The sequence below is a fragment of the Pseudomonas sp. 05N434 genome (assembly GCF_056396965.1).
This window is the reverse complement of the sequence record NZ_JBFTMK010000165.1, coordinates 1-9,726: the sequence shown is the minus strand read 5'-3', so window position 1 is coordinate 9,726 and position 9,726 is coordinate 1. Positions and strand designations below refer to the sequence as shown.

Here is a 9,726-nt window from a genome sequence, read left to right as displayed (position 1 = left end):
TCGCTGCTCAGTTACGCGATCAACTTCGGCGCCTACATCGAAGGGTCGGACAACAGCATTTTGTACGCGTGGAAAGGCCTGATGGGTGGTTATCCCGGGCTGTTTGCACTGGTGCCCTATCAGGAAAAACTCTCGGAATACCGTAGCCTCGAAAACCGCGACCTGTGGGAATACCGCCTGAACCTGACCCAGCAGGAAACCGAGCGCATGGTCGAGCATGTCTGGGAGCTCAAGCAGATCCAGTTCGACTACTTCTTCTTCGATGAAAACTGCTCCTATCGCCTGCTTGAGCTGCTGCAGGTGGCGCGGCCGGGCCTGAAACTGACCGATCAGTTCCCGTTGACCGCCATTCCCACCGACACCGTCAAAGCGGTGAAACAGGCCGGGCTGGTGGAGTCGATCGAATATCGCCCGTCCCGCGAGCGTGAACTGCTGAGCCGCGCGCAGCCGTTGACCGATGAAGAGCAGCAGTGGGTGCTGAAAATCAGCGCCGATCAGAAGCAATTGCAGGAACCGGCGTTCAAGGCGCAACCGCGCGAGCGTCAGGCGTTGATCATCGACGCGGCCTATCGTCTGGAGCGTTATCGCGCCAACGGCCAGGAACGTGACCCGCAACGAGCTCAGCGCAGTTTCGAATTACTGCGCGCGATCAATCAGAACCCGCCTCCTGAACTGGACATTGCGCGACCTGGCTTGCCCGAGGATGGCCACGAGTCCCGCACCTGGCAGGCCGGCATCGGCACCCGGGGTGACCAAGCCTTCGGCGAATATGGCCTGCGCATGGCCTACCACGACCTCAACGACAACGCCGAAAGCTTCCCCCTTGGCGCACAGATCGAAATCCTGCAGATGAAGCTGCGCCAATACGAAGGCAATCACTGGCAGTTGCAGCAACTGGACCTGGCGACCATCCGCTCCCTGACCCCGCGCAACGCGCTGTTGCAGCCGCTGTCGTGGCAAGTCACCGGCGGCCTGGAGCGTGTGCTGAGTGCCCAACGCGAATTCAGCCACCTGGCATCACCTGAAAACGAAGTGATGCTTGAAGTGAAGTGGTATCACTATTGATCTTTTGACCCTTCTTTCACTCCCATCCGACAAATCCGCTTCTAGACTTCCCCTATAGGCCGTTGAACGGCCCTGGAGTCCGAGATGTGGCGTTGCGTGGGTGTGTTGGGGTTGTTGCTATTGATTACAGGGTGCCAGTCGACTCACGAGGATCTGATCGCCAAAGGGTATCCGCCGGCGTTCGCCGATGGCTTCGATGACGGTTGCAGCAGTGGCCGGCAAGCCGCCGGGGCAATCACCGGTGAATTTCGCAAAAATGTCCCACGCTACCTCAAGGACAAGCAATACGCAGAAGGCTGGACCGATGGCTTGCGTCAATGCCAGGCCATGCGGGAAAGCGAGGATCGCAACGAGTACAGGGAACGCCATTGGGATGAGCGCGAAAGGGCCTGGCAACGAGAGAAAGACCGGGACGCCGCGCGAGCCTATCGCTCGCAATAAGTCGTTTACAGACATTCGTCGAAACTTAAAGCACGCGACCATGGCCCAAACCCTATAACGGGAGAACAACATGAGTCGCGCCTTCGTCAATGAAGATAACGCTGCCGCGCAAGCCGACCTGCCAGTCGAACGACAGGTCAGCGCGCAGCCCAATTACGTCACACCCGCCGGGCTCATGCAGCTTCAGGCGAAAGTCGCCGTGCTGCAAAGCCTGCTCGACGAGGAAAGCGCCAAAGGTGACCTGGCCGACAAGCAGCGCCAGGCCGACCTCGATCGCGACTGGCGCTACTTCAAGCAGCGCCTGCAAAGCGCACAGGTGGTCGCACAAGCCTCCTCGACCGACAAAGTGCAGATTGGCAATTGGGTGACCTTTGCCGACGAGCACGATCATGAACAGCGCGTGCAATTGGTCGGAGAAGACCAGGCGGATGCCGCCCATGGACTGATCAATTGGAGTTCACCGCTGGGACGGGCATTACTGGGTGCGCACGTAGGCGATGAAGTGTCGTGGAAGCGGCCGGTGGGGGATATGGTGATTGAGGTGCTGGCTATAGAGATCGGGTGAGTCCGATGGCGCCTTCGCTGTAGGAGCGAGGCTTGCTCGCGAAGGCCACACCGCGGTGCCACTGAAAACCCATAAAAAAACGGAGCCCCCGAACGAAGGCTCCGTTTTTTTATGCAGCCAACCTGAAATCAGGCCAGTTTCTTGTGCCGTACCCGGTGTGGCTGGGAGGCCGCTTCGCCGAGGCGCTTCTTGCGATCGGCTTCGTACTCGGTGTAGTTGCCTTCGAAGAACACCGCTTGCGAGTCGTCTTCGTACGCCAGGATGTGAGTCGCGACGCGGTCAAGGAACCACCGATCGTGAGAGATCACAATGGCGGCGCCCGGGAAGTCCAGCAAGGCTTCTTCCAGGGAACGCAGGGTTTCAACGTCGAGGTCGTTGGACGGTTCGTCGAGCAGCAGGACATTGCCGCCCTCTTTCAGGGTCAAGGCCAGGTGCAAGCGACCACGCTCACCACCGGACAGGTCCTTGACGAACTTCTGCTGATCGCCACCCTTGAAGTTGAAACGACCGACGTAGGTACGCGACGGGATCTCGTAGTTGCCGATGCGAATCTGGTCGGAACCGTCGGAGATCTGCTGGAACACAGTCTTGCTGCCATCCAGGTCTTCACGGCTCTGGTCGACGCACGCCAGTTGCACGGTTTCGCCGACTTCGATGCTGCCCGAGTCCGGCGTTTCCTTGCCCATCAGCATGCGGAACAGGGTCGATTTACCGGCACCGTTACCGCCGATCACGCCAACGATGGCGCCTTTAGGCATGGAGAACGACAGATTGTCGATCAACACGCGATCGCCGTAGCCCTTGGTGACGTTCTTGAACTCGATGACCTTGTCGCCCAGGCGTGGACCGGCCGGGATGTAGATCTCGTTGGTTTCGCTGCGCTTCTGGAATTCCTGCGATTGCATTTCTTCGAAGCGTTGCAGACGAGCCTTGGACTTGGACTGGCGGGCCTTGGCGCCTTTGCGCACCCACTCCAGCTCTTCCTTCATGGCCTTTTCGTGAGCCGATTGCTGCTTGGATTCGGCCGCCAGACGATCGGACTTGGCTTCGAGCCAACCCGAATAGTTGCCCTCGTACGGGATACCGGCGCCGCGGTCGAGTTCGAGGATCCAGCCGGCAACGTTGTCCAGGAAGTAACGGTCGTGCGTGATCGCAACCACGGTGCCCGGGAAATCGTGCAGGAAGTGCTCCAGCCAGGCGACGGAGTCGGCGTCCAGGTGGTTGGTTGGTTCGTCGAGCAGCAGCATGTCCGGGGCGGACAGCAGCAGGCGGCACAGGGCCACACGACGCTTTTCACCACCGGAAAGATGTTCAACCCTGGCATCCCAGGCCGGCAGACGCAGCGCATCGGCAGCGACTTCCAGTTGGCGATCCAGGTTGTGGCCATCGCTGGCCTGCAGGATGGCTTCAAGTTTGGCTTGCTCTGCAGCCAGCTTGTCGAAGTCAGCATCCGGATCGGCGTAGGCCGCGTAGACCTCGTCCAGACGCGCCTGGGCGTCCTTGATCACGCTGACCGCTTCCTCGACCACTTCACGCACGGTCTTGGTCGGGTCCAGGATCGGTTCTTGCGGCAGGTAGCCGATGTTCAGGTCCGGCATCGGACGGGCTTCACCGTCGAACTCGGTGTCGACGCCTGCCATGATTTTCAGCAGCGTGGACTTACCCGAACCGTTGAGACCGAGGACGCCGATTTTGGCGCCGGGGAAGAACGACAGCGAAATGTTTTTCAGGATTTCCCGCTTCGGCGGAACAACTTTGCCCAGCCGATGCATGGTGAAGACGTATTGAGCCATGGAGAACCTAGGGTCAGTGACTGATGAATGATTGGAGCGCAGGCGATGCCCGGCCAGGCCATGCGCGTCGTTCGTTTGATGGGTATCAAGGCGTGCGCGCTGAAAAAAACCTGAGTCTAGGAGCTGGAACGCTCYCGCGTAACCGGCAAAGCTACCTCATTGACAGAAGGCAGTCCAGCCGAGCGGGGCTGGCACTTCGCCACAACTCAAGGCATGCTAGCCGCCCTTCGGGCGTCCGGCTTATAGTGCACGCCGCGCCAGTCCAGCCAAACCGCAGGATTACAGTTTGTCCAATGTCACTCCGCCACCGTCCGCGAGCGTGCTCAACCCTGGGCTCGGCTCGCCCCTGCGCGGAAGCTTGAAGGGCGCGCTGGCGACTCTCGTGCTGTTGCTGCTCGCACTGCTGTTCTGGCAGTTGCTGGATCAACTGCGCGAAACCCAGAAAAACCAGCGCCAGTACACCATCAACTACACCGCCGACCTGGCTTCGCAAGTCAGCCTCAACATGGCGCTCAACGCCCAGATCGCCCTTAATCTGCTACCGATCGTCGAACAACCGCAAAGCGCCGACGAACAGCAGACATTGCTGCGCAAACTGCAACAGTCGCTGCCCGACCTGCGCAGCCTGGCGCTGCTCAGCCCCTCCGGGAAAGTCCTGAGTGACAGCGCCGTCGACAGCCAGGACGCCAACTACCTGAGCGAACTGGTCCAGCGCAGCCGCGCCCAGGCCCACTATTTCAGCAATGCCGATGACGGCTCGGTGGTGCACCTGCTCCTGCACCAGGCCAGCGGCAGTACTCGCGGCTACTGGGCCCTGCGCCTGACACCGACATTTTTTTCTTCATTGACCAAACAGGGCGACGCCGGCCTTCGCCCCCTGTGGCTGGTGGAAAACCGCATCAATCATCAGATCATCAGTCGCGATGACGCCCTGCCTTCAGCCAAACCCGCGGCGCTGACACCCGACGAACTGACCAACAGCGTATTGATCGTCCCCCTGAGCAGCAGCGACTGGCAACTGCGCGGGCTGTTCGACCGGCAACGGGTGATCGAACAACTGCTGCCGGCATTCATCGGCAAATGCCTGCTGGGCCTGGCCTTCTCACTGTTACCGTTCATCGCTTTGCTGAACATTCGTCGCCGCCAACGCCAACTGCATGAAGGCCGCCGACGCTATCAGGACATCTTCGAAGGCACCGGTGTTGCCCTGTGCGTGCTGGACCTGTCCGGGCTCAAAAGCTTTTTCGACAAGGCGCAACTCACCAGCAGCGAGCAGCTGAGAACCTGGCTCGGGATACCGGAGCAACGCCAGCAACTGTTGCAGGAACTGCGCATCACCGAGGTCAACCAGGTCGCCCTGCAACTGCTCAACGTCAATTCCTGCGATCAGGCCTGGAAACTACTGATCAACGGCTGCCCACTGGACTGCACGGCCATCGGCAATCAAGTGCTCGAAGCGGTGCTCCACCAGCAGAAACAGCTTGAGCTGGAAATCAAGCTTCAGGACGCCAATGGCCGCGACCAGCACTTGTGGCTCGTGCTGCGCCTGCCGGAAGATCAGCCCGACCATAGAGCGGTGATCCTGAGCATCAGCGACATCACCAGCCGCAAACTCATTGAGCTTTCGCTGCTGGAGCGCGAAGGATTCTGGTCCGATGTGGTGCGCACCGTGCCGGATCACCTGTATGTGCAAGACGTGATCAGCCAGCGGATGATCTTCAGCAACCATCACCTGGGGCAGACGCTGGGTTACAACCGCACCGAGCTGCACCAGATGGGCGAGTACTTCTGGGAAATCCTCTTGCACCCGGAAGATGCCGACTACTACCACCGCTCTCGCCAATCTCAGCGTCAGGCGGGTTACACCCAATTGCTGCAGTGCCAGCTGCGCTTCCGTCATCGCGATGGCAAATGGCGGCGTTTCGATATTCGCGAACAGGCCCTGGCGCGGGACAAGCACGATCAGGTCACGCGCATCATCGGTGTGGCCAAGGACATCACCGAGCAGATCGAAGCCAGTGAATCCCTGCGCGACAGCGAGCAACGCTACCGGATGCTCGCCGAAAGTATCAGCGACGTGATTTTCTCCACTGACAGCAAGATGGCGCTCAATTACGTCAGCCCTTCGGTGCAAGCGGTGCTGGGCTTCGACGCCGACTGGATATTCCAGAACGGCTGGCAATCGACCATCGCCAACCCGCAACAACTGAGCGRCATCTACAGCCTGATGGACCGGGTCAGCAAAGCGCTGGATAAACCCGATCAACTGACACTGCTGCGCAGTCAGGTGCAGACCCAACTGTTTTTGTTCGACTGCCTGCGGGCCGACGGACGCAAGATCCCTATCGAGTTGCGTCTGGTGTTGGTCTGGGACGAACACGGCGCCTTCGAAGGTGTGCTCGGGGTCGGTCGCGACATCAGCCAGCAACGCCGGGCCGAGAAGGACCTGCGCATGGCGGCCACGGTATTCGAGCACTCCACCTCGGCGATTCTGATCACTGACCCGGCCGGCTATATCGTCCAGGCCAACGAGGCCTTCAGTCGCGTCAGCGGCTATGCGGTGTCCCAGGTRCTCGATCAGTTGCCGAACATGCTCACCGTCGACGAGCAGCAGGAAACTCATCTGCGCTACGTGCTCAAGCAATTGCATCAGCACAGCACCTGGGAAGGCGAAGTCTGGCTCAAGCGTCGCAACGGCGAGCACTATCCGGCCTGGGTCGGGATTACGGCGGTGCTCGACGACGAAGGCGATCTGGCCAGTTATGTGTGTTTCTTCAGCGACATCAGCGAACGCAAGGCCAGTGAGCAACGGATTCACCGCCTCGCCTATTACGACGCCCTGACCCACCTGCCCAACCGCACGCTGTTCCAGGATCGCCTGCACACCGCGCTGCAATCGGCCGAACGGCAGAAGTCCTGGGTGGTGCTGATGTTCCTCGACCTGGACCGCTTCAAGCCGATCAACGACTCCCTGGGTCATGCCGCCGGCGACCGCATGCTCAAGGAAATGGCCACGCGCCTGCTCGGCTGCGTCGACGATGACGACACCGTGGCGCGCATGGGTGGTGATGAGTTCACATTGCTGCTGCAACCCCGGGTCAACCGCGAGATCGCGCTGAACCGAGCCATTCACGTGGCCGAACAGATCCTCGCCAGCCTGGTGAAGCCGTTCGTGCTCGAAGGCCGCGAGTTCTTCGTCACCGCCAGTATCGGCATCGCCCTGAGTCCTCAGGACGGTAGCGAACTCAGTCAGCTGATGAAGAACGCCGACACCGCGATGTACCACGCCAAGGAACGCGGCAAGAACAACTTCCAGTTCTATCAGGCCGACATGAACGCCAGCGCCCTGGAGCGTCTGGAGCTGGAAAGCGACTTGCGCCACGCTCTGGAACAAAACGAATTCGTGCTGTACTACCAGCCGCAATTCAGCGGCGACGGCAAACGCCTGACCGGCGCCGAAGCCCTGCTGCGCTGGCGCCATCCGCGCCGCGGCCTGGTGCCGCCAGGGGACTTCATTCCGGTGCTCGAAGAGCTCGGGCTGGTGGTGGATGTCGGCGACTGGGTGATCGGTGAGGCCTGTCGTCAACTCAAGACCTGGCACCAGGCCAAGGTGCGGGTGCCGAAGGTCTCGGTGAATATTTCGGCCCGGCAGTTCTCCGACGGGCAGCTCGGCACGCGGATCGCCACCATCCTCAGGGAAACCGGCCTGCCGCCGGCGTGCCTGGAGCTGGAGCTGACCGAAAGTATCCTGATGCGTGAAGTCAGCGAGGCGATGCAGATCCTCGCCGGACTGAAAAACCTCGGCCTGAGCATTGCGGTCGACGACTTCGGCACCGGTTATTCATCGCTCAACTACCTCAAGCAATTCCCGATCGATGTGCTGAAAATCGACCGCACCTTCGTTGATGGCCTGCCGTCGGGCGAGCAGGATGCGCAGATTGCCCGGGCGATCATCGCCATGGCCCACAGCCTCAATCTGGCGGTAATCGCCGAGGGTGTGGAAACCCACGAACAGCTCGACTTCCTGCGTGAGCATGGCTGCGATGAGGTTCAGGGCTACCTGTTCGGCCGCCCGATGCCGGCCGGCCGGTTCGAAGCGCAGTTCAGCAATGATGCGTTGTTCATGTTCGACTGAGTTTCAGAGTGCTGCGGACGGCCCCATCGCGGGCAAGCCCGCTCCCACAGTTTTTTGGGTGAACCCAAGATTTTTGACCACTGAAGATCCCTGTGGGAGCGGGTTTGCCCGCGATGAGGCCCGCACGATCACCGCTGATCCCGGCATGAAGCCCACTTGTCTGCGACATGATGTCCTTTCATATGCCATCTAAAAGCGGTTGGGTTAGAATGCCTCCCTTTTCTGCCCCGATCCTTGAGGACCGCCATGTTCAGCCGTGATTTGACTATTGCCAAGTTCGACGCCGATCTTTTTGCCGCCATGGAGCAAGAAGCTCAGCGCCAGGAAGAACACATTGAGCTGATCGCTTCGGAAAACTACACCAGCCCTGCGGTGATGGAAGCTCAAGGCTCGGTACTGACCAACAAGTACGCCGAAGGCTACCCGGGCAAGCGCTACTACGGTGGTTGCGAGTTCGTCGATATCGTCGAACAACTGGCCATCGACCGCGCCAAAGAGCTGTTCGGCGCCGATTACGCCAACGTTCAGCCGCACGCCGGTTCGCAAGCCAACAGCGCCGTTTACCTGGCCCTGCTGCAAGCGGGCGACACCATTCTGGGCATGAGCCTGGCTCACGGTGGTCACCTGACCCACGGTGCCAGCGTTTCTTCCTCCGGCAAGCTGTACAACGCCGTTCAGTACGGCATCGATGCCAATGGCCTGATCGACTACGACGAAGTCGAGCGTCTGGCCGTTGAGCACAAGCCGAAAATGATCGTGGCCGGTTTCTCTGCCTACTCGCAGGTTCTGGACTTCCCACGCTTCCGCGCTATCGCTGACAAGGTTGGTGCTTACCTGTTCGTCGACATGGCCCACGTGGCCGGTCTGGTCGCCGCTGGCGTCTACCCGAACCCGGTGCCTTTCGCTGACGTGGTGACCACCACCACCCACAAAACCCTGCGCGGTCCACGTGGCGGCCTGATCCTGGCTCGCGCCAACGCCGACATCGAGAAGAAGCTGAACTCCGCAGTATTCCCGGGCGCCCAGGGCGGCCCGCTGGAGCACGTGATCGCTGCCAAGGCGATCTGCTTCAAGGAAGCGCTGCAGCCTGAGTTCAAGGCCTACCAGCAACAAGTGGTGAAAAACGCCCAGGCCATGGCCGGTGTGTTCATCGAGCGCGGTTTCGACGTGGTGTCGGGCGGTACTCAGAACCACCTGTTCCTGCTGTCGCTGATCAAGCAGGAAATCTCCGGTAAAGACGCCGACGCTGCACTGGGCAAAGCGTTCATCACCGTGAACAAGAACTCGGTACCGAACGATCCACGCTCCCCGTTCGTCACCTCCGGCCTGCGTTTCGGTACCCCGGCTGTGACCACTCGCGGCTTCAAGGAAGCCGAGTGCAAAGAGCTGGCCGGCTGGATCTGCGACATCCTGGCTGACCTGAACAACGAAGCGGTGATCGACGCCGTTCGTGAGAAGGTCAAGGCCATCTGCAAGAAACTGCCGGTGTACGGCGCTTAATTGCCCCGCTAAACCGCAGCAATGAAAAAACCGGCCAGTAATGGCCGGTTTTTTTTCGTCCGCCATAAAGATCAATTGGGGTTGGCACCACTGGTCAGACCGGTCATGCCAATTTTGCTGCGTCCCCTTGTAATCCTGAAAAAATCCAGCGTAGACTGCGCCTGCACTGGACATACCGGTAAGACCACAATAATTAAGTCCTGAATCTGATGCGCTTGGCGCACGGC

The 9,726-nt window shown here is 60.1% G+C and carries 6 protein-coding genes; 5 read left to right on the top strand and 1 reads right to left on the bottom strand.

Features of this window, described 5'->3' with window-relative positions; genetic code table 11:
• The 3 genes from AC1DLB_RS12895 to AC1DLB_RS12885 all read left to right on the top strand — a co-directional run.
• On the top strand, positions 1-1,065 hold a 1,065-nt coding region (locus AC1DLB_RS12895; RefSeq protein ID WP_477785082.1), incomplete at its 5' end, for an Lnb N-terminal periplasmic domain-containing protein.
• An 84-nt stretch (positions 1,066-1,149) separates the two neighbouring features.
• Complete coding sequence (locus AC1DLB_RS12890; protein WP_064620471.1) at positions 1,150-1,506, top strand: hypothetical protein; 357 nt, start codon at positions 1,150-1,152, stop codon at positions 1,504-1,506.
• Positions 1,507-1,576: 70 nt separating this feature from the next.
• The gene (locus tag AC1DLB_RS12885) at positions 1,577-2,071 is read left to right on the top strand and encodes a GreA/GreB family elongation factor (protein ID WP_018925870.1); all 495 of its coding nucleotides are present in this window, start codon (positions 1,577-1,579) and stop codon (positions 2,069-2,071) included.
• 128 nt (positions 2,072-2,199) lie between these two features.
• On the opposite strand, the gene ettA is transcribed toward AC1DLB_RS12885, so the two are convergent.
• Entirely contained in the window at positions 2,200-3,864 is a 1,665-nt protein-coding gene (ettA, locus tag AC1DLB_RS12880) for an energy-dependent translational throttle protein EttA (RefSeq protein WP_018925869.1), read from the bottom strand.
• A 286-nt stretch (positions 3,865-4,150) separates the two neighbouring features.
• Here ettA and AC1DLB_RS12875 point away from each other — a divergent pair, with 286 nt between their 5' ends.
• On the top strand, positions 4,151-7,999 hold the full coding sequence (locus AC1DLB_RS12875) for a sensor domain-containing protein (RefSeq protein WP_477785081.1): 3,849 nt from the start codon (positions 4,151-4,153) through the stop codon (positions 7,997-7,999).
• Positions 8,000-8,245: 246 nt separating this feature from the next.
• Positions 8,246-9,499 carry a serine hydroxymethyltransferase gene (gene glyA, locus AC1DLB_RS12870; protein ID WP_018925867.1) on the top strand — a complete coding sequence of 418 codons (1,254 nt, stop codon included), beginning with the start codon at positions 8,246-8,248 and terminating at the stop codon, positions 9,497-9,499.
• The last annotated feature ends 227 nt before the right edge of the window (positions 9,500-9,726 follow it).